This window comes from Streptomyces sp. NPDC046862, from assembly GCF_040704615.1.
GTDB lineage: Bacteria > Actinomycetota > Actinomycetes > Streptomycetales > Streptomycetaceae > Streptomyces.
In genome coordinates this window covers 73550-96528 of the sequence record NZ_JBEYXP010000019.1, presented here as the reverse complement: position 1 = coordinate 96528, position 22979 = coordinate 73550, and the positions used below count along the sequence as shown (strand labels likewise).

Below are 22979 nucleotides of genomic sequence, written 5' to 3'. Positions count from 1 at the left end.
TACGGCATCGACGTCGTCACGTCGAACTGCGCAGTGCTCCCCAGGTGTTGGGACCCACCTCGCCGTCGACGTCCAGCCCCTTGGCGCCCTGGAACCGCTTGACCGCCGACAGGGTGTCGTTGCCGAACTGGCCGTCGACCCCTCCGGCGCCCAGGCCGTAGCCGCGCTTGAGCAGCATGCACTGGACCTGCGTGACGCGCTGGTTCTTGTCGCCGAGGCGGGTCACTTCGGTGCCGGAGTAGTACGTGCACTGGGAGATCCACGGCGGGGTGGCGGGTTTCGTCGCGGACTTGGTGGGGGCGGCGCTCGGAGCGGTGCCGGAGTCGCCGCCGCTGCCGCCGCCGGGCGTGGCGGTGACGGTGGCCGTGGGCCGCGTACCGCCCGCGCCGCCGGCGGAGCCGGGCGAAGCTTCCGTCCCTGTCCCGTTCTCCCCGTCCTTCTTGTCGTCCCCCCTCTTCTCCTTGCTGGAGGAGGGGGAGGGCGAGGTGGGGGAGCCGGACGGTGACGTGGCCGCCTCGTCGGAGGCGGTGGCTTCGACCGCCGTCTGTGAGGAGGCGGCGGTGCCGGAGTCCGGGCGCGTGAACAGGAAGGCGCTCACCGCGACGGCCACCACGGCGAGCCCCGCGACGACGGCGAGGTGGCGCCTCCTGCGCTTCGTGCCCTGTCCGGAAGCCGGAGCCGGAGCCTCACCCGGCGAGGACGGCGGCGGCCCGTACGGGGCGTACGGGGCGTACGGGCCGGGTGGTGTCGGCGGACCGAATCCGGGGCCCGGCGCGGGGAAAGCCACGGCCTTCGTGGGCGTACGGAACTGAATCGTCTGCTCGGTCGAGACGCGCTCCAGTACCTCGCAGCCCTGCCGCCGGGCGAGCAGACGGGTGTGCAGCGGCTCCGGCCAGGCGGGTGGGCGGCCGTGCCCCGCGGCCACGGCCGTGCCGGTCAGCTGGTCCGGCGTGGGCCGGTCGGCGGGCTCCTTGGCGAGGCAGCCGGACAGCAGGGCCGCCAACGCGGGGTCCATCGCCGAGACTTCGGCCATGATCTCCGCCTTGGGCTCCTCGAACGCGACGCGGTGCATCACATCCGTGCCGGTCCCGTCGCCGAACGGGGCGTGCCCGGTGGCGGCGTAGACGAGCGCGCAACCGAGGGAGAACACGTCGGAGGCGGTGTCGCAGCGGCCGTCCCGCAGATACTCGGGCGCCATGTAGGCGGGGCTGCCGACCCGGTGCCCGGTCGTGGTGATGGCACTGCTGTCCACGGCCTGTGAGATGCCGAAGTCGATCACGTGCACGGTGTCCCGTGCGGCCTGCTGCGTCAGGAGCACGTTGGACGGCTTGAGGTCCCGGTGTACGACCCCGGCGGCGGCCAGCGCCGACAGCGCCTGTCCGAGCTCCGCCACCAGCCACCACAGCCCGGCCGCCTCCAGCCCGCCGCACGCGCGGACGGCCTCGGCGAGGTCCACGCCGGGCAGGTACTCGGTCGCCATCCACAGCAGGGTGTCGTCCGCGAACCCGGTACCGAGCAACTGCGGCGCGTACGGCGTACGGACCCGCCCGTGCACGGCGGCCTCCCGCTCGAACCGCTGCCGGAACCGGGTGTCCTCGGCGTACTCGGGCCGGATCACCTTCACCGCGGCGAGCCCCGGGCGGCCGTCGGCGGGCCGGGCCAGATAGACCCGGCCCATGCCGCCACTGCCGAGCAGCCCGAGCGGTACGTACGGTCCGATGCGCGCCGGGTCGGCGGACTTCAGCGGCTTGGCGCCCGCCTGCTCCAGCGCGGCGCGCCCGCCCTCCGGGGAGTCGGGCGGGGCATGCCCCTGGTCTGCCATGAATCCCCCGTACGGCTTTCTCTCTCAGGCTCTCTCAGGTGTTCCATGCGCTCACAGGGTCCAACGCTCCCTGTGGAGACTCTGGTTGACGAGAGTACCGAGCGGGCGGGGAGGGGTACGCCGGTTCGGCACCTTCGAAACCGTCGAAACCGTCGAAGTCAGACGCCCCACATCACCTCGCACCACACCGACTTGCCGGACGCGCGTCGCTCCACGCCCCAGCACAGCGCGACAGCGTCCACCACCAGCAGGCCGCGGCCACCCTCGTCGTCGGCGGACCGTCACCGGAGTGCCCTCGCCGACATGAGCGACGGCGTTCGTCAGCAACTCGCTGACGCACAGCTCGAACGGCCGGTGGCTTGGTCACCCCGGCCGGGGTGACGGGGGCCTCGGTGACGGGGGCCTCTACCTTGGTCGGCTTGGTCCACGGGCTCTCCGGCTCCGGCAACTCGGGCTTGGGGGCCGCCGCCGGACCGGGCGCCGCCGCGATGACCACGGTGGCCGTGGTGAGGGCAGCGACGAAGGTGGTTCTGTGTCCTCTCCGGGCACGCCGTAACGGCGTGCGCGCGGCACGCTTGTGCAGCATCAGCTTCCCCCCACAGGAAGTCGGACAGACAGTCAGAACCGGTGACCCGGACGGTCACCGGGGCCACACAAGCTGTCACGAGAAGCACGCAAACCGGCGGGACGTCCCCCGCAACTCTCATCCCATACAGGCTGGAATCGGTCCCGCCGCTTTCAGTGGACAAACATGGACATCGGCGAGCGAGGTGTCGTGCGGCGCGGGCGGAATTGTCGGTTCTGTTATCAGCTTCCGGTTCGTATGTGGCGGAATTCTGCCGTTTCCCAGACACGTCAGAGCCTTTCGAGGCTTCCACCTCGACTTTTCGGCCAGGTTCAGACCTGCGCAGGGCATGCTCCACGCACCTGCCACCGCCGCTGCCTCGGCCTTGGCGGGAGATGGCCGGCTGGCAAGTTGTCTCAGAGGTTGCTCCTGTCAAGCGGCCGTCCTGTGTGCACTCCTTCACGGGGTGCACACTTGCGGCGTTCCGCGTGTCCAGGCTCACCAGCGCCCCGCGCCCCGCGCACCTGCCGCGAAGGATCCCTTGATGAACGAACCGGGCAGAGCCATGCCCTCCCGCCGTTCCCGCACCCGTCACCCCGGCACCCGCCACCCCCACGCACCTCAGCGGCTCACCCGCGCCGTCCGGTACGCCGGACGCTCCCTGTGCTGGAGCCTGGCCACCGGCATGGGCGCGGCAGCCTGCGAACTGATCCTCAGCCCGCAGGCGCGCGCGTGGGCCGTGATCTGGATCCTGCCCTGGTGCCTCACCGGCGTGTCCGCCCTGGCCTGGGCCGTCCTGCGCGCGCTGGAGAAGGCCGCGCGTCAGCCGCCGGAGGACGAGGAGCACCGCGGCGAGTGGGAACAAGCCGCCTGAGCCGCGGTGTCCGTGGTCCCGAGGAGGGCTCAGCGCTTGAGCGTGAAGGTGAAGTCGCCGGAGAGCCTGCCGCTCAGCCGGACCGCCGACACGAGTTTCCCTTCTCTGGCCAGCCTCTCGACCTCGGCCCGTGAGAGACCGCAGCCTTCAGCTATCAGTCGCACCGGCCGGACAGGGATCCGCGCCGCGAAGCGGACCGAGACGTCGATCACCTCGCGGTCCAGGTGATCCGATCCGCCCGTGTCGAGGCGCCAGGCGCCCGCCCAGTCGAGGGCGATGCGGTTGCGGCGCCGCACGACCGGATCCTGGAGCAACTCCGCTGCCAGGCCGAGGTCGTTGTCGTGCAGCCGGTCCAGCAGCTCGGGTCGTACGGAGCGCACGTGCATCCGCTCCAGGACCGTGAGCTTCGCCGTGTCCCCGCAGGCGGTACAGAGCACGAGGAGCCAGGCGTCGAGGAGCTTGTGGTTCGCGTTGACGCGGAATTTACCGTTCGCCTCGAAGCGCTCGGACGCGCACGTGTGGCAACGGCGGAGGACGGTCGGCAGGCAGGTGGGCATGACCACCCAGCTATTGAGCACAGAAGTACACCGGTTTCAGTGAGAAGTCCGCAGCAAAAAGCAGCGCGGCGCACATGCGCGACGCGCGACAGATCAGCTCTCGGGAGGTCTCACAGGGTGTACAACGGCACGTCCTTGCTCAGACGACTTGGTTGGGCGGCACGGTAGCGGCGCACAGCGGCGCTGCTCCACCGGTTTTCGTGGCTACGCGTATCAGCTCGGAGAACGCGCCGGGGCCGTGTCCCCCCTGGACGGGGAGAGGCACGGCCCCAGGTGTGAGTGGCGATAACGCGACGCCACGAGGACGATCAGTCCTGAAGAACTGTCGGTCCTGAAGAACTGTCAGTCCTGAAGAACTGTCGGTCCTGAACTGTCAGTTCTGGATGACCATCGTGCTCGCGGCCTTGTCGTGCCAGCCCTGCTGGCGGCCCGACTTGTCCCAGAACGGGGACAGGTAGACCAGGAGCTGACCGATGCCGCAGGCGAAGCTGCCGACCATCGGGATGATCCAGCGGATGAACGCGGAACCCAGGCCGGGCTTCTGGCCGGTGTCCACCTTCACGACGCGCATGCCGAGGGCCATCTTGCCCAGGGTGGCGCCCACCAGGCCGGTCATCAGCCACTCGTAGAGCAGGCCGACGATCGCGAGGACACCGATCACGGCGCCGAACGAGGCCACGATGCTCGAGCTGGCGTCGTTGATGCAGCTGTTGTAGTCGGCGGCGGACGGGTCACAGTCCTGGGCCGCGCCGACGGAACCGGCGACACCGATGGCGGCGAGGATGAAGTAGATGATGCCGAAGGCCACGCCGTCGATCAGGCGGGCGCCCAGGCGGCGGCCCATCGAGGCCACCCGGGGAGCGCCGGGGCCGGGCCCACCCGGGTAACCGCCCGGCTGCTGCGGGTAGCCGTAGCCCTGCTGCGGCGGCACGCCCTGCGGCGCCTGGGGGTAGCCGTAACCGGGCTGGCCCTGAGGGGCGCCCTGCTGCGGGTAGCCGTAACCGGGCTGGCCCTGCGGCGCCTGGGGGTAGCCGGGCTGCTGGCCCTGGGGGTACCCGGGCTGCTGGCCCTGTCCCTGCGGGGGACCGTACGGGTTGTTGGGGTCGCCGAAACTCATGGCGGTGTTTCCTCCGTTGGTGGGGACGACGCGCGGCACGTTCGGAGGAGAGGAAGGTTCATTTGATGCGGTTCGTCCCCCCGGCACTGCCCGCGGCACTGCGCAGTTCATCGTTCTTTAGGCTCGGCTTATTTGTCCAGCGGCATTCACTATGTGTTGTGCAAGTGCAACATCTTTGATCATGGGTGGATACGAACTGACCGGTATCCCCGGGGGCGCCGGGGTCCCCTGATTGGAACCACGGGCAGGTCATCCGCGAGGATGGGGTCCATGACCGCCCAGATTCTCGATGGCAAGGCCACCGCAGCCGCGATCAAGTCCGACCTGACCGCCCGCGTGGCGGCCCTGAAGGAGAAGGGGGTCACGCCCGGGCTCGGCACGGTCCTCGTAGGCGACGACCCCGGCAGCCAGAAGTACGTCGCCGGCAAGCACCGCGACTGCGCGCAGGTCGGGATCGCCTCCATCCAGCGCGAGCTGCCCGCGACCGCCACACAGGCAGAGATCGAGGCGGTCGTGCGGGAGCTGAACGAGGACCCCGCCTGCACCGGCTACATCGTGCAGCTGCCGCTTCCCAAGGGCATCGACGAGAACCGCATCCTGGAGCTGATGGACCCGGACAAGGACGCGGACGGCCTGCACCCGATGAACCTGGGCCGGCTGGTGCTGAACGAGCCCGCGCCGCTGCCCTGCACCCCGAACGGCGTCCTCACCCTGCTCCGCCGGTACGGCGTCGAGATCAAGGGCGCCGAGGTCGTGGTCGTCGGCCGTGGCGTGACCATCGGGCGCCCCATGCCGCTGCTGCTCACGCGGCGCAGCGAGAACGCCACGGTGACGCAGTGCCACACCGGCACGCGCGATCTGTCGGCGCACCTGAAGCGGGCCGACATCATCGTCGCGGCCGCCGGTTCGGCGCACCTGGTCCGGCCCGAGGACGTGAAGCCGGGCGCGGCCGTCCTGGACGTCGGCGTCTCCCGGTCCGCCGAGGGCAAGATCGTGGGCGACGTCCACCCGGGCGTCGCCGAGGTCGCCGGATGGATCTCGCCGAACCCCGGCGGTGTGGGCCCCATGACCCGTGCCCAGCTGCTGGTGAACGTGGTCGAGGCGGCGGAGCGCGGTGTCGGCTGAGGCGGCGGGCGAGCCGGAGCGCACGGTGAAGGACAGGACCCGCGAGGACGAGCCTCTGGGGGACGAGCCGGAGACCGGCGCCGCCTCCTCGGATACCGGTGCCGCCTCCCCGGAGCAGAGCGGCGACTCCCCGGAGCAGGGCGGCGACTCCCCGGAGGAGAGCGCGGAGCAGACCGTACGGGACGCGATCAGCGCGCCCGACGCCACCGGGGAGCCGAAGCGGGCCACCCGCCGCTTCCCGCTGTTCACCCGTGACACCGCGCGCCCCGAGGGCGGTGGCCGTGCCGCGCCCCGGGACGCCCCGGCGCCGGCCCGTCAGTGGCCGATCCTCGCGGTGCTCTCCACCGTCGGGCTCGGACTGCTGCTGACCGCGCTGGACGTGTTCCGGTTCGGCACGATCCTGATCGGCGCGGCCCTGATCGTCGGCGCGGCCCTGCGCTGGGCCCTGCCCGACGTCGGCATGCTCGCCGTGCGCTCCCGGTTCACCGACATGGTCACGTACGGCGCTCTCGGCGCCGCGATCGTCCTGCTCTCGATGATGGCCCAGCCGAATCCGTGGCTGGAGATCCCGTTCCTCGACGACACGCTCCACCTGACGATCAAGTGACGTGGCCGTGGGCCGTGGGCCACCGGCTCACGGGCCACCGGCCCACGGGACGAACGGGGCATCGTCCGCCGGCTTCTGTCGGTGGGCGACCGCGGGCCCGTCGTGGCTTGTCGCGCCCCGCGGCGGAGCCGCACGTCGACACAGCCCCGCGCCGCTGAGAAGCACAAGCAGGGGGCGCGCCCGGCACCACAACGCACCGCATCACGATGCGACCGGCAGCCGCGTACGTGCGCCCGCGGCGCGCTGACCGGTGGGAACCGCTCCGCCGTCCCGCATCGTCACTCGCTCAGACGCCCCGCGACGCCGAGGAGGTGAACGATGAGTGCCTGGCAGCCCCTGCCGGACGGGCTCCCGCCGGAGGTACGGCACTTCGTGGAGCAGCTGCGGCTCCTCAAGGACCGCACGGGCCTGAGCCTGGTCGCGCTCGGCGCCCGCACGGCGTACAGCAAGTCGTCCTGGCAGCGCTACCTCAACGGAACCCAGCCGCCGCCCCGTCAGGCAGTCGTCGCGCTGTGCCGGGTCGCCGGCGAGGACGCCGAACGCTTCGGGGTGCGCTGGGAGCTGGCCGTACGGGTCTGGCCGCGCCCCGCGGCGACCACCGAGCCCGCCCCGACCACCGCGCCCGCCCCGGCCGCAGCCTCCGGCACGACCGCCGCCCCAGGGGACGTGCTGCCACAGCAGGGCGGCGAGACGTACGAAGACGATCCCACCCTGCCGTGGTGGGACACCCCGGAGGAGGAGCCGCGGCACCGGCAGCCGGGCCGCCTCGCCCTGTACGTGGCCCTCGTCGTCCTCGTCCTGCTCGCCGCCGTCCTGGTCGGGGCCGTCACCCTGGCGTGACGGCCCCCTTCTTTCGTGTGAAGTTTCCCGCTGCCCCGCGGGGCCGGATCAGCCCCTCCAGTCGTACGCGGCGACCTTCCAGTTCGCGCCGATCCTGACGTAGTACTTGCCGTCGAGGCGCTTGAAGGTGACGTCGTGCCGGTAACCGCCGTAGGTCACCGTGCCGTTGCCGCTCGGGCCGTCGAGGACGTCGTCCGCGTGCCCGAACGTCTCCTTGCCGACGATCCCGTCGACGTCCTCCAGCTCCTCCTGGTCCTGCCACCACTTGGTCGCCGACCGGGTCCTGGGGCCGAACGAGCCGTCGATGTCGGCCTTGGTGAAGGTGTGCCAGGTTCCGTTCGACGCCCGCCACTTGGCGCCGTCCGCGTACAGCACGGACTGCCACAGCCGGGTCGCGTTGCTGTTCGCGTGACGGTTGACGGAGAGGGTGCCCTCGTCGCCCCAGTCGTTGTACGCGGCCCCGCGCCCGTCGACGACCTGCGGCGCGGCGGCCGTGACGAGTGGGGCTCCGGCGCCCAGCGCGAGCCCCGCCCCGGCCGTCACGGCGACGGCGGCGAGCAGCAGTCGACGACGGCCGCCGGTGTGTCCGGCGGTGCGGCGCGTGCCTTCGTGGCCGGTGTTCCTGCGCTTGTTCCTGCGCTGCATGTGATCCCCCTGATCCCTGTTTCCCCGCATGTGTGCCTGTTGTGTCGATGTGTTGACAAGTTGGAGAATGACCCGCGCGATTGCTCAACGCCAGGGATAACGTGGGTAATTGGGACGGTTCGGGACGTCCCGTGTGCTCATCAGGGGTTCTGTCCGGCAGTACGGGACGGCGGTGGGACACTGGACCGCAGGCCGGGGCGTACCAGGGCGGACCAGGGCGGACCAGTGCAGACCAGAGGGTGTGCGACGGTGCACGCCCCGGCCCGAATGCTCCCGTGCGCGCCCCCGCTCCGGGAACTGGCATCCTGACCAGGCGCATCCCACAGGGTGGTCCGGAGCGGACGTAACGAACGTAACGAGACGTAACGAGATGTCCGGAACCCTTCGGAACCCTCTCGGCACGGTCGAGAATGTGGTCGCGGACTCGGACGCTCGGACGCTCGTACTCGGCGAGGGCACCATGCGCGGGAGAAGCAGTACGGGGGGAAAGATCAGGCACGTTCGGGGGGAAAAGAGGGGGGAGCAATGCCTCGTTGGAGGGCCTTGCCCGAGGAACTCGATCCGCAGGTCAAGGAGTTCGCCGGCCAGCTCCGGCGGCTCGTGGACCGCAGCGGGCTGAGCATCGCCGCGGTGGCCGACCGTACGGGTTACAGCAAGACGTCCTGGGAGCGCTATCTGAACGGCCGGCTGCTCGCGCCCAAGGGTGCGATCGTCGCGCTGGCCGAGGTGACCGGGACCAATCCCGTGCACCTGACGACCATGTGGGAGCTGGCCGAGCGGGCCTGGAGCCGCTCGGAGATGCGCCACGACATGACCATGGAGGCCATCCGCATCTCCCAGGCGCGCGCCGCGCTCGGGGAGCTCGGGGCGACCTCGCCGCCCGCCAAGGGCAAGAGCGGCAAGGCCGGCCGCAGTGCGACCGCGACGCCGGGAGTGGCAGGCCCGGCGGGCGTGGCGCCCACGGTCCCGCCCTCGGTTCCGTCCCAGCCGACGGGTCCGGCGGAGGAGCGGAGGTCGTACGGGCAGCCGTCCGCGGGCTCGTACGGGGCGTCCTCGTACGGCGCGGCTTCCGGGAACGGTGCGGCCGGCGGGAGCGGTGCGGCTGCCGGCGGCGGTGCTTCCGGGAGCGCGGCTTCGCGGGGCGGTGGCTGGGGAGTTGCCCCCTCGCCGTCGGACCCGTCCGGGCCGTCGCGTGGCCTCGGGGCGTCCGGCGGGCCGGGTGCGCCCGGTGGATCTGGTGGACCCGGTGGGCCTGGTGCGCCCGGTGGGTTCGGTCCGGCCGTGACCCCGCAGGACGCCCGTCCGGGCGGGAGCGGCTCGCCCGGTGGGGGAGCGGGCAAGCGGCGGGTGACTATGTTCCTCGCCGGTGTCGTCGGTGCGGGCCTCGTGGTCGCGGCGGCGTTCTTCCTCACGAACGGCGGTGACGACCCGGCGGCCGACGCCAAGCCGTCCACGCCCACGACGTCCGCCGGCGCCAACGCCGATCTGCCGCCCGGTGTGAAGTGCAGCGGTGCCAGTTGCACCGGCAAGGACGCGGAGGCCATGGGGTGCAGCGGCGAACTGGTGAAGACCACCGACAGCGCCACCGTGGGCACGACCCAGGTCGAGGTCCGCTACAGCAAGACCTGCGACGCGGCCTGGGCGCGTATCACGGCCGCCGCGCAGGGGGACGAGGTGCGGGTGAGCGTGGGCAAGGTGAAGCAGACCGCGACGATCGACACGGCCGGTGACGCCACCGCGTACACGCCGATGGTCGCCGTGAAGGACGCGGGGGACGCGACGGCGTGCGTGACGCTGGCCGCGGGGCGGGAGGGGTGTACGCAGTGAGGGGCGGGGTTGCGGGTCGGGTGCGGGCCGGGTGTGGCTGGTCGCGCAGTTCCCCGCGCCCCTGAAAACCCCGCAGTTCCCCGTGCCCCTGAAAACCCCGCAGTTTCCCGCGCCCCTGAAAACCAGCCGGGGGCGCACTCCACGGGTGTGAGACGAACGTGACGCACCCGCCACCCAAAGTAGTTGCCGAACAAGGGGAATGTCCGCGTCCCATCGGGGCAGGCGGACAGTACCCCCACGGGAGTCCGGCCGCCCGGGAGATCGACATCCGCTCCCGGCCCGGCACCCCCACACGGCGGCCGCTTCGTCCACCTCTCCCGGACGGCGGCCGCCTTTTCCAGCCTTGGCGTTCCAGCCTTGGAGTTCCGGCCTTCGCGTTGCAGCCTGCGCGCTCTAATGTGGAACCCGACCGCTGTGGGACGGGCCACACGGACCCGCCCGTCCGGGATCCCGGATGCGCGATAGCCTGACGGCTGATCTCTCTTGACGCCAAGAGATCGATCATTCGTACGTCCCACCAGGGGCAGGGACCGCCCCACCGCCAGCTGTCATACGGAGAACGCCATGACCCGCACTCCCGTGAACGTCACCGTCACCGGCGCGGCCGGCCAGATCGGTTACGCCCTGCTCTTCCGCATCGCCTCCGGCCAGCTGCTCGGCGCGGACGTGCCGGTCAAGCTGCGCCTGCTGGAGATCACCCCGGCGCTGAAGGCCGCGGAGGGCACCGCCATGGAGCTCGACGACTGCGCCTTCCCGCTCCTTCAGGGCATCGACATCACGGACGACCCGAACGTCGCCTTCGACGGCGCGAACGTGGGCCTGCTCGTCGGCGCCCGCCCCCGCACCAAGGGCATGGAGCGCGGCGACCTCCTGGAGGCCAACGGCGGCATCTTCAAGCCCCAGGGCAAGGCCATCAACGACCACGCCGCGGACGACATCAAGGTCCTCGTCGTCGGCAACCCGGCCAACACCAACGCCCTGATCGCCCAGGCCGCCGCCCCGGACGTACCGGCCGAGCGCTTCACCGCGATGACCCGCCTGGACCACAACCGCGCGCTGACGCAGCTGTCGAAGAAGACGGGCGTCCCGGTCTCCGAGATCAAGAAGCTGACGATCTGGGGCAACCACTCCGCCACCCAGTACCCGGACATCTTCCACGCCACGGTCGCCGGCAAGAACGCCGCCGAGGTCGTGAACGACGAGAAGTGGCTCGCCGAGGACTTCATCCCGACCGTCGCCAAGCGCGGCGCCGCCATCATCGAGGCCCGCGGCGCCTCCTCGGCCGCCTCCGCCGCCAACGCCGCGATCGACCACGTCCACACCTGGGTCAACGGCACCGCCGAGGGCGACTGGGCCTCCATGGGCATCCCGTCGGACGGTTCGTACGGTGTGGCCGAGGGCCTCATCTCCTCCTTCCCGGTCACCGTGAAGGACGGCACGTACGAGATCGTCCAGGGCCTGGACATCAACGAGTTCTCCCGCGCCCGCATCGACGCCTCCGTCAAGGAGCTGGAGGAGGAGCGCGAGGCGGTCCGCGCGCTCGGCCTCATCTGAGACCCGCCCCGCTGATCCGCCCCACGGAGGGCGCCGGTCACCACGGCATACACCAGCAGGCCCCGTCCCGGCTCGGCCCGGACGGGGCCTGCCGGCGTCCGCGACCGCGGCGAACGCCGGCTCCGGGCTCAGATCGTCCTCAAGTCGCTTGAGCCGCAGGGCGCCTGACGAACAGGATGACCTGCATGTTCGGATCACTAGGAAGCAAGAAGGACCAGTTGAACGTCCTCGTGCTGCGCGACGCCGACGCCATCGGCGCGGCCTTGCGCCAGGCCCTGGCCGAGGCGAGCGAGGAGGAACGCCCCGGCCTGGAACGGGCCGCCGCCCTCATCGAGCAGGCCGCTGCCGCGCACGACGACGACCTGCGCGCCCGCTGGGTGCGTGGGCGGCTGGCAGCGGCGGGATACGAGGGCACCCCCGACTCCGTGGCGGGCATCAAGGCGCTACGGCAGGCGGAGCCGGGCCTCAGCCTGCTGGCCGCGACCCAGCTGGCGAAGGCGGCTGCCTCCGCGCGGGACTAGCGCCATGACGACTCGACGGCGCGAATCCCCCGAACTCCCCGAACTCCCCGAACTCCCCGAACTCCCCGAACTCATCGAGCGGGTGGACGAACAGGACCGCGTGGTGGGGGTCGTCGACAGGGCCGAGGCGATCTCCCGCCACTGGCCGCACCGCGTAGCGACCACGGTCTGCCGCGACCCGCAAGGCCGCATCCTCGTCCACCGCCGCGCGGACGACATGTCCCGCTTCCCCGGCCAGTACAACTGGCTCATCGGCGGCGCCGTGGACGTCGGTGAGACCTACGAGAGGGCGGCGGCCCGTGAACTCGCCGAGGAACTGGGGGTCGTGCCCGACGTGCCCCGGTTCCTGTTCAAGTACCTCTGCCGCGGCGAGATCAGCCCGTACTGGCTCGGCCTGCACGAGACCGTCCTCAGGGATCCGATCACCCCGGACCCGGCGGAGATCTCCTGGTACGGCTGGCTCACCGAACCCGAACTCCAGGTGATGGCACGGCGCCGGACGTTCGTCAGTGACGGAAGGGAGGCGCTTCGCCGGTACCTGGACAAGGGGAGCGGGCAGGGTGCATCTGTGCGGTGATCGTGCAGCCGTGCGCGATGGATTCCGCAGTTCCTTTCGTCGCTCTATGCTGATGGTTTCTCACTTGACGTGAAGCCCACGTCAGTTCACACATCGGGGGAGACGGTGTGAGTACCGCCAGCGTGCCACCGCAGTCACAGCCGCCAACCACGGCAACCACAGCAACCACAGCAACCACAGCAACAACGACAACACCCGCGACGCCCTCAGCGCCCATGACACCCGCGGCGCCATCGACACCGGCGGCCCCGCCGCCCACCCCGCCCCACGCCAGCGAGGCCAGCCGTCTGCTGTGCGCCGGCGCCTATCTCGACCCCGTCTACCGGGACCGGGTCATCGAGGAGCTCGACCTCAACGACCAGCGGCTCGTGGCGCCCTCGCTCGGCTTCGACGCCGCCCGCGTCCTCGCGCACGCCCTGCGGGCCCGGCGCCTGGAACTGGCCTGGGCCGGAGCGATCGTGGGCCTGTGGGTGGTGGGCCTGCTCGTGACCGACTTCCTGCTCGCGGGCTACCTCGTGCCCAGCGTCCTGCTGGCGATGGGCACCTCGATCCGCGGCGACGACGACCGCCCGCCGCTCCCGCGGCGCGTCGCCGCGTTCGTCGTCCGCTGGCTGGGCCGGATCGTGTTCGGCCTGTTCCTGGTCGCCACGGTCGTCTTCGCGTTCTCCGGATCCGACGACTCCTCGTCGAGCCCCTCCTGCGACTCGTACGACTCCTACGGCTCCTGCACGTCGTACTCCTACGACGACGGCTCGGGCTTCTGGGACTTCCTCAAGGAACTCCTGCCCGCCCTGTCGCAGATGTTCGGCGGCGACGCCCAGGTCAAGGCGCTCCAGGCCTGGCTCGCGCTGGTGCTCTTCGTGGGCGTCGCCCTGTGTACGGGCGCCCAGCGCAGCCAGTTCGCGCGGGCCCTCGGTGGCGAGCTGTCCCCGGAGCGGTTCCCGGACGCGGCCTCCGACCCGGCGGAGAACACGGAGAGCAGGCGGTTCCAGCGGCTGAAGGAGCGCATCCGGCTGGAGCAGCGCGCACCGCTGATCATGTACCACGAGGTACGCCCGTTCTGCGGGTCCGGTGCCGACTACGACACCTGGGTGCTCGCCGTCGAGCTGCGGCCCGACGGCATGAAGAAGGTCCGGCCGATGAGCAACCGGACGATCCTGGACTCCGTCCGCCCGCTGCTCGAAGGCCTGCGGCTGCCCTCGGAGTACGCCGGCCACACCGTGCGCGACCGGCTGCGCTGGCTGGAGATCGACGAGTGCGTGTTCCTGCCCGCCGAGGGGCTCGGCCGGCGCGAGGACGCCCCGTACAACCAGGAGGCGTTCGAGGAGCACCGGTCCCGCGCGGTGGAGGAGGGCGCCGAGAAGCGGCGGCACTTCCTGCGCGTCCGCGTGGGCGGCTGGGAGGAGGAACTGGTCGTCACCGTCTACGTCCGGATCCACACCCAGGGCCGCATGCTGATGCTGGAGATCGCCCCGCACGTCCTGCAGCCGATCCGCGCGGACTTCAAGGACGCCGACCGCACGGCCCACCGGTTCCGCAGCAACAGCACGTTCGGCAAGGCCACCTGGGCCGTGGGCCAGGTGCCCAGCTCGGCCATCCGCTCCCTGGTCACCCTGTTCCAGGGCGCGGGCTACGGCTGGCAGCTGCTCACCGGCGGTTACGGCAACGCGCTGCCCGACGGCCCCGCGATGTCGGTCCGGGAGCTGGGCGCGGCGCGGTCCGGGTCGCTCTTCCAGCGGATGGACGTCGACCGCTACCTCCGGAGCGTGCAGGACCGCATCGCGAACGGGGTGCGTACGGCGCTGGCCGAACACGGCTACCAGACGGGCGAGTTCGTGCAGAAGGTGGTCAACATCAGCGGCGGTGGCGTGCACATCGACTCCGTCGCGGACAGCACGTTCGCCGTCGGTTCCCACGCCCGCGCCTCGTCCTCCACGACAACCGACGGCTCCGTGCCGCAGCAGCAGAAGGGAACCGACAGCGATGGCAACGGATGAGCCGACCGTCAGCATCGGCGACGTCTCGCACAGCACCTTCGCCATCGGCAGCCACGCGCACGCCGAGAGCCACCACGGCACCGGCGGCCCGCACGACGCCGCCGCCCAGGAACTGCTGAAGGCGGTACGCGAACTGCGCGCCGACCTGACCCGGGTGAGGGCGGACGAGCGGACCGGCGAGCTGGACGCCGAGCTGGCCGACACCGAGGACGAGATCACCCGTACCGGCACCGTCGGCACGGGCAGACTGCAGCGGCTGCGCCAGCTGCTCACGGACTCCGAGGCCCTGGTGAGCCTGATCGCCTCGGCCGGGGCCGTGGCCGGACTGCTGGGCATGTGAGGGGGACACGATGAGCGGGGGACAGCGGTACTGGAACGAGGAGACCCAGCGCTGGGAGGACGGCACCCAGGAGACGGCCCACGCCACCCCGCCACCACCGGGCCGCCCGGATCACGAACCGACGGTGGTCGACGCGCGGGACGGCGACGAAGGGGTCCTGCCCCCGGGGGCCTCTGAGCCGGCGGGAACCCCGCCCGCCTCCGGCCCGACGGGGACTGCGTCCACTTCCGGGCCGACTGGGGCCCCGCCGGCCTCCGGGCCGATGGGGACCCCGCCGTCTTCCGGATCGGCCGGGAGCCCGCCCGCCTCCGGGTCGGCCGGGAACTCGCCTTTCTCCGGCTCGGCCGGGACTTCGCCTGCCTCCGGGTCGGCCGGAAACCCGCGATCTTCCGAACCCATGGGGGATCCGTCGCCCTCCGGTCCGGCAGGGGCCGCTTGGTCCTCCGGGCCGGCCGGGACCCCTTGGCCCTACGGGCCGACCGGGACCCCGTCGCCCTACGAGCCGACCGGGACCCCGTCGCCCTACGAGCCGTCGGGGAGCCCGCCGCATCCCTCGGCCTCCCAGCCGCCCTCCGGGCCCCTGCCGCCCTCCCCGCCTCCGGCGCCCTGGCCGTCCGGTCCTTCCTGGCCTCCCGCCGGCGTGCCGTCGGCTCCGGCGGCGGGCCGGCCCGACCGGCGGCGTGTGTGGGCCGCGGTGGTGGCCGGGGCCGCCGTGGTCGGGGTCACCGTGGGGCTGGTGCTGACGCAGATGGGCGGTGACGGGGACGACGACGGGCGGGACAACAAGGCGGCCGAGTCCGTGGCCCCCACGGACCCGACGGACCCCACGGACACGTCCACGTCCACGTCGGAGTCGCCCACCGGGGAAGCCACGGAGGAGAGCTCCTCGCCGTCCCTGACCGCGGCCGGGCTCCCCTCGGGATACGACTCGTTCGACGATCCGGAGGGGTTCCGGGCGGCCGTGCCCGACGGCTGGGATCGGGACAGCGTGCCCTCGAAGTACGGCATGGACGTCGTCAACTTCCGCAGCCCGGACCGCGAGCAGCGGATCCAGGTGTTCGCGGTGGCCGAGGCGACCCCGCAGGAGTCGTTCGACCTGTTCCTGTCGCCCGACACCCCGAAGGCCGACAGCTTCCGGCAGCTCGGCCGTGAGGACCTGAGCGACGGCGACTTCGTGGGGGAGCGGCTGGAGTACACGGTCGACTCGATACGGGGCGAGCCCGACGTCGGCACCTGGCATGTCGTCGACACGCGCTTCGCGGCCTCGGACGGCGCCCTCTACGCGGTGGCCGTGTACGGCCGCGACGACGACGGCCGCAGCGACGAGGTCGAGATGGCGGACACGGCGGTGGGCTGGTTCTGCCCGCCGGGCGGCACCTGCGCCGGCTGAGCCCGTGGCGTCGGCTGACCCCGTGACCCCGTAACTCCGTGATCCCGACGGTTCACGGTCACGCACCGTGGCGTGACCGTGCCGTCGCACACCCTTCCGATTCGCGACCTTTTTCCGCATGTTCAGTGACGCGGCGCACTTTCGGCCACGGATCGCGCATGCATTCCAGGGGCGGGGGCAGGCGCTCACGGCCCCCGAGAGTCACAACGCTGTGACACAGGGGCATCGACCTGGAACGGAAGGCAACACCGAACATGGCAGGACAGCAGGCGCAGCGCACCATCCATATCGGCGGCGAGTGGCTGGAAGCGGCCTCCGGCGCCACGCGCGAGATCCTCGACCCGGCGGACGCCAAGCCGTTCACTGTGGTCGCGGAGGGTGACGAGCGGGACACGGACGCCGCCGTCGCCGCCGCCCGGCGTGCTTTCGACGAGGGCACGTGGGCCCGTACGCCCGTGGCCGAGCGGGCCGCCCTGCTCCGCCGTGTCGCCGATTTCCTCGTGCGCGACCGCGAATCCCTCGGGCGGCTGGAGAGCCGTGACGCCGGTAAGACCGTGGAGGAGGGACGCGTCGACATCGACTGTGTCGCGGACGCCTTCCGGTACTTCGCCGACCTGGTCGCCGGCGAGGGCGGCGGTCGTGTCGTCGACGCGGGCGACGCCGACATCCACAGCGTCGTCGTGCACGAGCCCGTCGGCGTGTGTGCGCTGATCACGCCCTGGAACTACCCGCTCCTCCAGGCCAGCTGGAAGATCGCGCCCGCGCTCGCCGCCGGGAACACCTTCGTCGTCAAGCCGAGCGAGATCACGCCGCTGACCACCGTCGCACTCGTCGGACTGCTCGCCGAGGCCGGGCTGCCGGCCGGTGTCGCCAACATCGTGACCGGGCCGGGGCACTCGGTCGGGGCGAGGCTCGCCGAGCATCCGGACGTCGACCTCGTGTCGTTCACCGGCGGACTCGTCAGCGGCACGAAGGTCGCGCAGGCCGCCGCCGTCACCGTCAAGAAGGTCGCCCTGGAGCTGGGCGGGAAGAACCCGAACGTCGTCTTCGCGGACGCCTGCGCGACGGACGAGGGCTTCGACACCGCCGTCGACCAGGCCCTCAACGCCGCCTTCATCCACAGCGGCCAGGTCTGCTCGGCCGGCGGACGGCTGATCATCGAGGAGTCCGTGCGCGAGCGGTTCGTCAACGAGCTGGCCCGCCGGGCGGAGCGCATCCGGCTCGGGCGTGGCACCGAGGACGGCGTCGAGTGCGGGCCGCTGGTGTCCGAGCAGCAGCGGGAGAAGACCGAGGCGTACGTCGCCTCCGCGCTCGCCGAGGGCGCGGTGCTGCGGACGGGCGGCAAGCGGCCCACGCCGAGCGACACGCTGCCCGCCACCGGGTACTTCTACGAGCCGACCGTCCTCGACCGCTGCCACCGCGAGATGCGGGTCGTGCGCGAGGAGGTCTTCGGGCCGGTGCTGACGGTCGAGACCTTCCGCACCGAGGACGAGGCCGTCGCACTCGCGAACGACACCGAGTACGGGCTCGCGGGCGCCGTCTGGACCGCCGACGCCGGGCGGGCGCGGCGCGTGGCCGGGCGGCTGCGGCACGGCACCGTCTGGATCAACGACTTCCACCCCTACCTCCCGCAGGCCGAGTGGGGCGGTTTCGGCAAGAGCGGAGTGGGGCGCGAACTGGGGCCCAGCGGCCTCGCCGAGTACCGCGAGACCAAGCACGTCTACCAGAACCTGGCGCCGAAGCCGGTGCGGTGGTTCGCGGGCTGAACCTCCGCGGGGCGCAGCTCGGCGGACCACGCGCTCGCCGGAGGCAGCCCCGCCGCCCTCCCCGAGACCGACCTGACCGATCTGACTGACCTGACCGACCAGACCGCCCCTCCCGGTCCGATCACCTCCCCTTCCTGGAGCACCCCCATGCACCAAGACACGCATCCGGACACCTACGACTACGTCGTCATCGGCGGCGGCACCGCGGGCTCCGTCATCGCCGCCCGCCTCACCGAGAACCCCGACGTGACGGTCGCCGTCATCGAGGGCGGCCCGAGCGACGTCGGCCGCGACGACGTGCTCACCCTGCGCCGCTGGATGGGCCTGCTCGGCGGCGACCTCGACTACGACTACCCCACGACCGAGCAGCCACGCGGCAACTCCCACATCCGGCACAGCCGCGCCCGCGTCCTCGGCGGCTGTTCCAGCCACAACACGCTGATCGCGTTCAAGCCGCTGCCCTCCGACTGGGACGAGTGGGAGGAGTCGGGCGCCAAGGGCTGGGGCTCGGTGCCGATGGAGGCGTACTACGCGCGGCTGAAGAACAACATCGTCCCGGTCGACGAGAAGGACCGGAACGCCATCGCCCGCGACTTCGTGGACGCCTCCCAGAAAGCCCTGGGCGTGCCCCACGTCGAGGGCTTCAACAAGAAGCCCTTCAACGACGGCGCCGGCTTCTTCGACCTCGCCTACCACCCCGAGAACAACAAGCGTTCCAGCGCGTCGGTCGCGTATCTGCACCCGGTCATGGACGAGCGCGCCAACCTGAGCATCTTCCTGGAGACCTGGGCGTACAAGCTGGAGCTCGACGGATCGCGCGCCGAGGGCGTGCACGTGCGCACCAAGGACGGCGAGGAGATCCTCGTACGGGCCCGGCGCGAGGTCCTGCTGTGCGCGGGTGCCGTCGACACTCCCCGGCTGCTGCTCCACTCGGGCGTCGGACCGCGCGCGGACCTGGAGGCGCTCGGCATCCCCGTCGCCCTCGACCTGCCCGGCGTCGGCGAGAACCTGCTCGACCACCCGGAGTCGGTGATCGTGTGGGAGACCAACGGGCCGATCCCGGAGAACTCCGCGATGGACAGCGACGCCGGCCTGTTCGTGCGCCGCGACCCCTCACACGCGGGCCCCGACCTGATGTTCCACTTCTACCAGGTCCCGTTCACGGACAACCCCGAGCGCCTCGGCTACGAACGGCCCGAGCACGGCGTCTCGATGACCCCCAACATCCCCAAGCCGAAGAGCCGCGGCCGGCTGTACCTGACCAGCGCCGACCCGGCCGAGAAGCCCGCCCTCGACTTCCGGTACTTCACCGACGAGGAGGACTACGACGGCCGCACCCTCGTCGACGGCATCCGCATCGCCCGCGAGATAGCCAAGACCGAGCCGCTGGCCGGCTGGCTCGGGCGCGAGGTGTGCCCGGGGCCGGACGTCACCGGTGACGAGGAGCTCAGCGAGTACGCCCGGAAGGTCGCACACACCGTGTACCACCCGGCGGGCACGTGCCGGATGGGCGCACCCGACGATCCACTCGCCGTCGTCGATCCGGAACTCAGGATCCGCGGGCTCGACGGCATCCGCATAGCCGACGCGTCCGTCTTCCCGACGATGACCGCCGTGAACCCGATGATCGGGGTGCTGATGGTCGGGGAGAAGTGCGCCGACCTCGTCGGTGCCACCGGTACGACCGGAGGTGCCGCCTGATGAGCACGCTCACCACTCCCACCGCCACGGACACCGCCGTCGACACCCCCGTCTTCTCGGTCGAGAACCTGTGGAAGGTCTTCGGGCCGAAGGCCGACCGCGTGCCCGCCGACCCCGAGCTCACCGAGCTCCCGCCCGCCGAACTGCGCTCCCGCACCGGCTGCACGGCCGCCGTCCGGGACGTGAGCTTCGATGTGCGCAAGGGCGAGGTCTTCGTCGTCATGGGGCTGTCGGGCTCGGGCAAGTCCACGCTGGTGCGCTGCCTCACCCGGCTGATCGAGCCGACCTCCGGCAGCATCGCCATCGACGGCGAGGACGTCCTCGGCATGGACAAGACACGGCTGCGCGAGCTGCGGCGCCACCGCGCGTCGATGGTCTTCCAGCACTTCGGGCTGCTGCCGCACCGCTCCGTCCTCGACAACGTGGCGTACGGCCTGGAGATCCAGGGCGTCGGCAAGTCCGAGCGCCGCTCCCGGGCCCGCGAGGTCGTCGCCAAGGTCGGCCTGGAGGGCATGGAACAGCGCAGGCCCAGCCAGCTCTCCGGCGGCCAGCAGCAGCGCGTGGGGCTCGCCCGGGCGCTCGCCGTCGACCCCGAGGTGCTGCTGTTCGACGAGCCGTTCAGCGCGCTCGACCCGCTGATCCGGCGCGACATGCAGGAGGAGGTCGTGCGGCTGCACCGTGAGGAGGGCCGCACGATGGTCTTCATCACCCACGACCTGAACGAGGCGCTCAAGCTGGGCGACCGCATCGCCCTCATGCGCGACGGGCAGGTCGTGCAGCTCGGCACCCCCGAGGAGATCGTCGGCTCGCCCGCCGACGACTACGTCCGGGACTTCGTGCGCGAGGTGCCCCGCCAGCAGGTCATGACCGTACGCACCGCGATGCGGCCGCCCGCGTCCGCCGAGGAGGCGGGGCGGGGTCCGGCCGTCTCACCCGACGTGACCGTCTCGGAGGCCATCGAGGCGGTGGCCCGCACCGGCACCCCCGCGCGGGTCGTGGACGACGGCCGCTGCCTCGGCGTGGTCGACTCCGACACGCTCCTCGGGGTGGTCGCGGGCACGACCGGGGGTACCGCCCCGAAGCCGGCGTCCGGCGTCCCCGCCCAGGCCACCCGCGGCAAGGCCGACTCCGAACCCGATGCCAAGGCCGACGCCAAGGCCGATGCCAAGGCCGACGCCGGCGAGGAGGTGGTGTGATGGCCACCGTCACCGCACCCACCGTCCGCACCGGCCTGCCCGGGCTCCTCAAGCACCGCGCCCTGGCCAAGCTCATCCTGATCGCGCTGGCGGCGGCCGTCCTCGTGCCCGTCGTCAACGCCCGCTGGGCCAGCGGCAGCTGGCCCCACGCGCTGACCGTCGACCTGTCCGAACCGCTCGGCAAGGCCAGCGACTGGGTCATCAACAACCGGGACAGCCACCCGCTGTTCCTCTACTTCTTCGGGCACATCAGCAACGCCGTCGTGCTCTCCGTGCGCGCCGTCTACCTGGTGCTGCTCGCGGCCGGCTGGGCGGGCGTGACCGCGGCGGCCGCGCTGATCGCCTGGCGCGTGGCGGGCCTGAAGCTGGCGCTCGGCACGGGCGTGGCGTTCCTCGCCTGCGGGCTGCTCGGCATGTGGGTGCCCACCATGCAGACACTGGCGCTCATGGTGGTCGCCGTCCTCGCGTCGGTCCTCCTCGGCGCGCTGCTGGGTCTCGCGGCCGGGCTGTCGGACCGCACGTACCGCGCCCTGCGGCCCGTCCTGGACACCATGCAGGTGCTCCCGGCGTTCGCGTACCTGCTGCCGGTCGTGCTGGTGTTCGGCATCGGCGTGCCCGCGGCCGTGCTCGCCACCGTCGTCTACGCGGCGCCGCCCATGGCCCGGCTCACCGCGCTCGGGCTGCGCGGCGCCGACCAGGGCGTGCTGGAGGCCGTCGAGTCCATGGGCACCACCGCGCGCCAGCGCCTGGTGACCGCCCGGCTGCCGCTGGCCCGCAAGGAACTGCTCCTCGGCCTCAACCAGACGATCATGATGGCGCTGTCCATGGCCGTCATCGCGTCCGTCATCGGCGCGGGCGGCCTCGGTGACCGCGTCTACCAGGCGCTCGCGTCGGTCGACGTCGGCGCCGCACTGGCCGCCGGCATCCCGATCGTGCTGCTCGCGGTCGTCCTCGACCGGGTCACCGCCGCGGCGGGCGACGGACACGGGGAGTCCGAGGAGTCCACGTCGTCGCGCTACCTGCGCTGGGGCGGCGCGGCCGTCGTCGCCGTGGCCGTCGCGGTCGCCGCGCGCCTCGCCGGGCGTCTCGACTGGCCCGAGGCCTGGGAGGTGAACATCGCCGAGCCCGTGAACCGGGCCGTCGACTGGATGACCGCCCACCTCTACTCGGGCGTCCCCTACATCGGCGGCACCGCCGACTGGGCGGGCCACTTCACCACCTGGGTGCTCGACCCGCTGCGCTCGGGCCTGCAGGGGCTGCCCTGGTGGTCCGTGCTGCTCATCGTGGCCACCCTGGCCTGGCTGATCGGCACCTGGCAGACCGCGCTCACCGCCGTCCTCGCCATGGCCGCGATCGGTGTGCTCGGCGTGTGGGAGCCGTCGCTGGACACGCTGGCGCAGGTGCTGGCCGCCGTCGCGGTCACCCTCGTCCTGGGCTTCGCCACCGGCATCGCGGCCGCCCGCAGTGACCGGGTGGAGCGGCTGCTGCGCCCGGTCCTGGACGTGTTCCAGACGATGCCGCAGTTCGTGTACCTGATCCCGGTGGTGGCCCTGTTCGGTGTGGGCCGCGCGCCCGCCGTCGCCGCCGCCGTGGTCTACGCCCTGCCCGCCGTCGTCCGCATCACCACGCAGGGGCTGCGTCAGGTCGACCCGGCCGCGCTGGAGTCGGCGCGCTCGCTCGGCGCGAGCAGCGGACAGCAGCTCCGCCAGGTCCAGCTCCCGCTCGCCCGCCCGGCGCTGCTGCTCGCCCTCAACCAGGGAGTCGTCCTCGTCCTCGCCGTCGTCATCATCGGCGGTCTGGTCGGCGGCGGCGCGCTCGGCTACGACGTCGTCTTCGGCCTCGCCCAGGGCGACCTGGCGACCGGTCTCGTGGCCGGCGTCGCGATCGTCTGCCTCGGCCTCGTGCTGGACCGGGTGACGCAGCCGACGGAACGCCGCCGCGTGGGGAAGGGAGCCTGA

General features: G+C 71.9%; 20 protein-coding genes and 1 pseudogene. 15 read left to right on the top strand and 6 right to left on the bottom strand.

The window, feature by feature from the left end; all coding sequences use genetic code 11:
- Positions 1-16: 16 nt before the first annotated feature.
- Positions 17-1822 (bottom strand): serine/threonine-protein kinase, encoded by a 1806-nt coding sequence (locus tag AB0959_RS22240; protein ID WP_366828172.1) that lies wholly within the window; start codon positions 1820-1822, stop codon positions 17-19.
- Positions 1823-1980: 158 nt separating this feature from the next.
- Positions 1981-2167: pseudogene (locus tag AB0959_RS22235) on the bottom strand (ATP-binding protein); the annotation flags it as partial.
- Between the two features lie 764 nt (positions 2168-2931).
- Here AB0959_RS22235 and AB0959_RS22230 point away from each other — a divergent pair.
- Positions 2932-3261 (top strand): hypothetical protein, encoded by a 330-nt coding sequence (locus AB0959_RS22230; protein ID WP_366828171.1) that lies wholly within the window; start codon positions 2932-2934, stop codon positions 3259-3261.
- A gap of 29 nt (positions 3262-3290) precedes the next feature.
- Here the strand turns inward: AB0959_RS22230 and AB0959_RS22225 are convergent, their stop codons facing one another.
- Positions 3291-3818: a DUF1062 domain-containing protein gene (locus AB0959_RS22225; RefSeq protein ID WP_366828170.1), complete on the bottom strand. Its 528-nt coding sequence runs from the start codon at positions 3816-3818 to the stop codon at positions 3291-3293.
- Positions 3819-4191: 373 nt separating this feature from the next.
- Positions 4192-4935 (bottom strand): RDD family protein, encoded by a 744-nt coding sequence (locus tag AB0959_RS22220; protein WP_366828169.1) that lies wholly within the window; start codon positions 4933-4935, stop codon positions 4192-4194.
- Positions 4936-5205: 270 nt separating this feature from the next.
- Between AB0959_RS22220 and AB0959_RS22215 the strand changes: the two genes are divergently transcribed.
- From AB0959_RS22215 to AB0959_RS22205, 3 genes are all read left to right on the top strand, one after another.
- Positions 5206-6060, top strand: a complete 855-nt coding sequence (locus AB0959_RS22215; protein WP_366828168.1) for a bifunctional methylenetetrahydrofolate dehydrogenase/methenyltetrahydrofolate cyclohydrolase — start codon at positions 5206-5208, stop codon at positions 6058-6060.
- Positions 6050-6667, top strand: a complete 618-nt coding sequence (locus AB0959_RS22210) for a DUF3017 domain-containing protein (protein WP_366828167.1) — start codon at positions 6050-6052, stop codon at positions 6665-6667. The genes AB0959_RS22215 and AB0959_RS22210 overlap by 11 nt, the downstream gene beginning before the upstream one ends.
- A 318-nt stretch (positions 6668-6985) precedes the next feature.
- A complete protein-coding gene (locus tag AB0959_RS22205; RefSeq protein ID WP_366828166.1) occupies positions 6986-7507 on the top strand; it encodes a helix-turn-helix transcriptional regulator in 522 nt (173 codons plus the stop codon).
- 48 nt (positions 7508-7555) lie between these two features.
- On the opposite strand, the gene AB0959_RS22200 is transcribed toward AB0959_RS22205, so the two are convergent.
- Positions 7556-8152: a peptidoglycan-binding protein gene (locus AB0959_RS22200; protein WP_366828165.1), complete on the bottom strand. Its 597-nt coding sequence runs from the start codon at positions 8150-8152 to the stop codon at positions 7556-7558.
- A 543-nt stretch (positions 8153-8695) separates the two neighbouring features.
- On the opposite strand from AB0959_RS22200, the gene AB0959_RS22195 reads away from it, so the two are divergent.
- From AB0959_RS22195 to AB0959_RS22170, 6 genes are all read left to right on the top strand, one after another.
- Positions 8696-9979 (top strand): DUF2690 domain-containing protein, encoded by a 1284-nt coding sequence (locus AB0959_RS22195; RefSeq protein WP_366828163.1) that lies wholly within the window; start codon positions 8696-8698, stop codon positions 9977-9979.
- A gap of 564 nt (positions 9980-10543) precedes the next feature.
- A complete protein-coding gene (locus AB0959_RS22190) occupies positions 10544-11533 on the top strand; it encodes a malate dehydrogenase (protein WP_366828162.1) in 990 nt (329 codons plus the stop codon).
- Between the two features lie 185 nt (positions 11534-11718).
- Positions 11719-12054: a hypothetical protein gene (locus tag AB0959_RS22185; RefSeq protein WP_366828161.1), complete on the top strand. Its 336-nt coding sequence runs from the start codon at positions 11719-11721 to the stop codon at positions 12052-12054.
- Between the two features lie 4 nt (positions 12055-12058).
- Positions 12059-12631 (top strand): NUDIX domain-containing protein, encoded by a 573-nt coding sequence (locus tag AB0959_RS22180; protein ID WP_366828160.1) that lies wholly within the window; start codon positions 12059-12061, stop codon positions 12629-12631.
- 215 nt (positions 12632-12846) lie between these two features.
- On the top strand, positions 12847-14628 hold the full coding sequence (locus AB0959_RS22175; RefSeq protein ID WP_366828159.1) for a hypothetical protein: 1782 nt from the start codon (positions 12847-12849) through the stop codon (positions 14626-14628).
- Complete coding sequence (locus tag AB0959_RS22170) at positions 14615-14968, top strand: hypothetical protein (RefSeq protein WP_366828158.1); 354 nt, start codon at positions 14615-14617, stop codon at positions 14966-14968. The genes AB0959_RS22175 and AB0959_RS22170 overlap by 14 nt, the downstream gene beginning before the upstream one ends.
- A 522-nt stretch (positions 14969-15490) precedes the next feature.
- On the opposite strand, the gene AB0959_RS22165 is transcribed toward AB0959_RS22170, so the two are convergent.
- Positions 15491-15694, bottom strand: a complete 204-nt coding sequence (locus AB0959_RS22165) for a hypothetical protein (protein WP_366828157.1) — start codon at positions 15692-15694, stop codon at positions 15491-15493.
- Between the two features lie 10 nt (positions 15695-15704).
- On the opposite strand from AB0959_RS22165, the gene AB0959_RS22160 reads away from it, so the two are divergent.
- The 5 genes from AB0959_RS22160 (at position 15705) to AB0959_RS22140 (ending at position 22979) form a co-directional block, all read left to right on the top strand.
- The gene (locus tag AB0959_RS22160) at positions 15705-16358 is read left to right on the top strand and encodes a hypothetical protein (RefSeq protein WP_366828156.1); all 654 of its coding nucleotides are present in this window, start codon (positions 15705-15707) and stop codon (positions 16356-16358) included.
- 254 nt (positions 16359-16612) lie between these two features.
- Complete coding sequence (locus AB0959_RS22155) at positions 16613-18124, top strand: aldehyde dehydrogenase family protein (protein WP_366828155.1); 1512 nt, start codon at positions 16613-16615, stop codon at positions 18122-18124.
- Between the two features lie 147 nt (positions 18125-18271).
- Complete coding sequence (locus AB0959_RS22150) at positions 18272-19825, top strand: GMC oxidoreductase (RefSeq protein ID WP_366828154.1); 1554 nt, start codon at positions 18272-18274, stop codon at positions 19823-19825.
- Positions 19825-21021 carry a glycine betaine/L-proline ABC transporter ATP-binding protein gene (locus AB0959_RS22145; RefSeq protein WP_366828153.1) on the top strand — a complete coding sequence of 399 codons (1197 nt, stop codon included), beginning with the start codon at positions 19825-19827 and terminating at the stop codon, positions 21019-21021. Before AB0959_RS22150 ends, AB0959_RS22145 begins: the two co-directional genes overlap by 1 nt.
- Positions 21021-22979, top strand: a complete 1959-nt coding sequence (locus AB0959_RS22140) for an ABC transporter permease subunit (protein ID WP_366828151.1) — start codon at positions 21021-21023, stop codon at positions 22977-22979. Before AB0959_RS22145 ends, AB0959_RS22140 begins: the two co-directional genes overlap by 1 nt.

Excerpts from the sequence above, each read along its gene's own strand:
- AB0959_RS22145 (WP_366828153.1), top strand. The coding sequence starts at position 19,825 with ATGAGCACGCTCACCACTCCCACCGCCACGGACACCGCCGTCGACACC.
- AB0959_RS22240 (WP_366828172.1), bottom strand. The coding sequence starts at position 1,822 with ATGGCAGACCAGGGGCATGCCCCGCCCGACTCCCCGGAGGGCGGGCGC.
- AB0959_RS22220 (WP_366828169.1), bottom strand. The coding sequence starts at position 4,935 with ATGAGTTTCGGCGACCCCAACAACCCGTACGGTCCCCCGCAGGGACAG.
- AB0959_RS22225 (WP_366828170.1), bottom strand. The coding sequence starts at position 3,818 with ATGCCCACCTGCCTGCCGACCGTCCTCCGCCGTTGCCACACGTGCGCG.
- AB0959_RS22200 (WP_366828165.1), bottom strand. The coding sequence starts at position 8,152 with ATGCAGCGCAGGAACAAGCGCAGGAACACCGGCCACGAAGGCACGCGC.
- AB0959_RS22230 (WP_366828171.1), top strand. The coding sequence starts at position 2,932 with ATGAACGAACCGGGCAGAGCCATGCCCTCCCGCCGTTCCCGCACCCGT.
- AB0959_RS22190 (WP_366828162.1), top strand. The coding sequence starts at position 10,544 with ATGACCCGCACTCCCGTGAACGTCACCGTCACCGGCGCGGCCGGCCAG.
- AB0959_RS22205 (WP_366828166.1), top strand. The coding sequence starts at position 6,986 with ATGAGTGCCTGGCAGCCCCTGCCGGACGGGCTCCCGCCGGAGGTACGG.
- AB0959_RS22185 (WP_366828161.1), top strand. The coding sequence starts at position 11,719 with ATGTTCGGATCACTAGGAAGCAAGAAGGACCAGTTGAACGTCCTCGTG.
- AB0959_RS22150 (WP_366828154.1), top strand. The coding sequence starts at position 18,272 with ATGCACCAAGACACGCATCCGGACACCTACGACTACGTCGTCATCGGC.
- AB0959_RS22140 (WP_366828151.1), top strand. The coding sequence starts at position 21,021 with ATGGCCACCGTCACCGCACCCACCGTCCGCACCGGCCTGCCCGGGCTC.
- AB0959_RS22155 (WP_366828155.1), top strand. The coding sequence starts at position 16,613 with ATGGCAGGACAGCAGGCGCAGCGCACCATCCATATCGGCGGCGAGTGG.
- AB0959_RS22175 (WP_366828159.1), top strand. The coding sequence starts at position 12,847 with ATGACACCCGCGGCGCCATCGACACCGGCGGCCCCGCCGCCCACCCCG.
- AB0959_RS22170 (WP_366828158.1), top strand. The coding sequence starts at position 14,615 with ATGGCAACGGATGAGCCGACCGTCAGCATCGGCGACGTCTCGCACAGC.
- AB0959_RS22180 (WP_366828160.1), top strand. The coding sequence starts at position 12,059 with ATGACGACTCGACGGCGCGAATCCCCCGAACTCCCCGAACTCCCCGAA.
- AB0959_RS22215 (WP_366828168.1), top strand. The coding sequence starts at position 5,206 with ATGACCGCCCAGATTCTCGATGGCAAGGCCACCGCAGCCGCGATCAAG.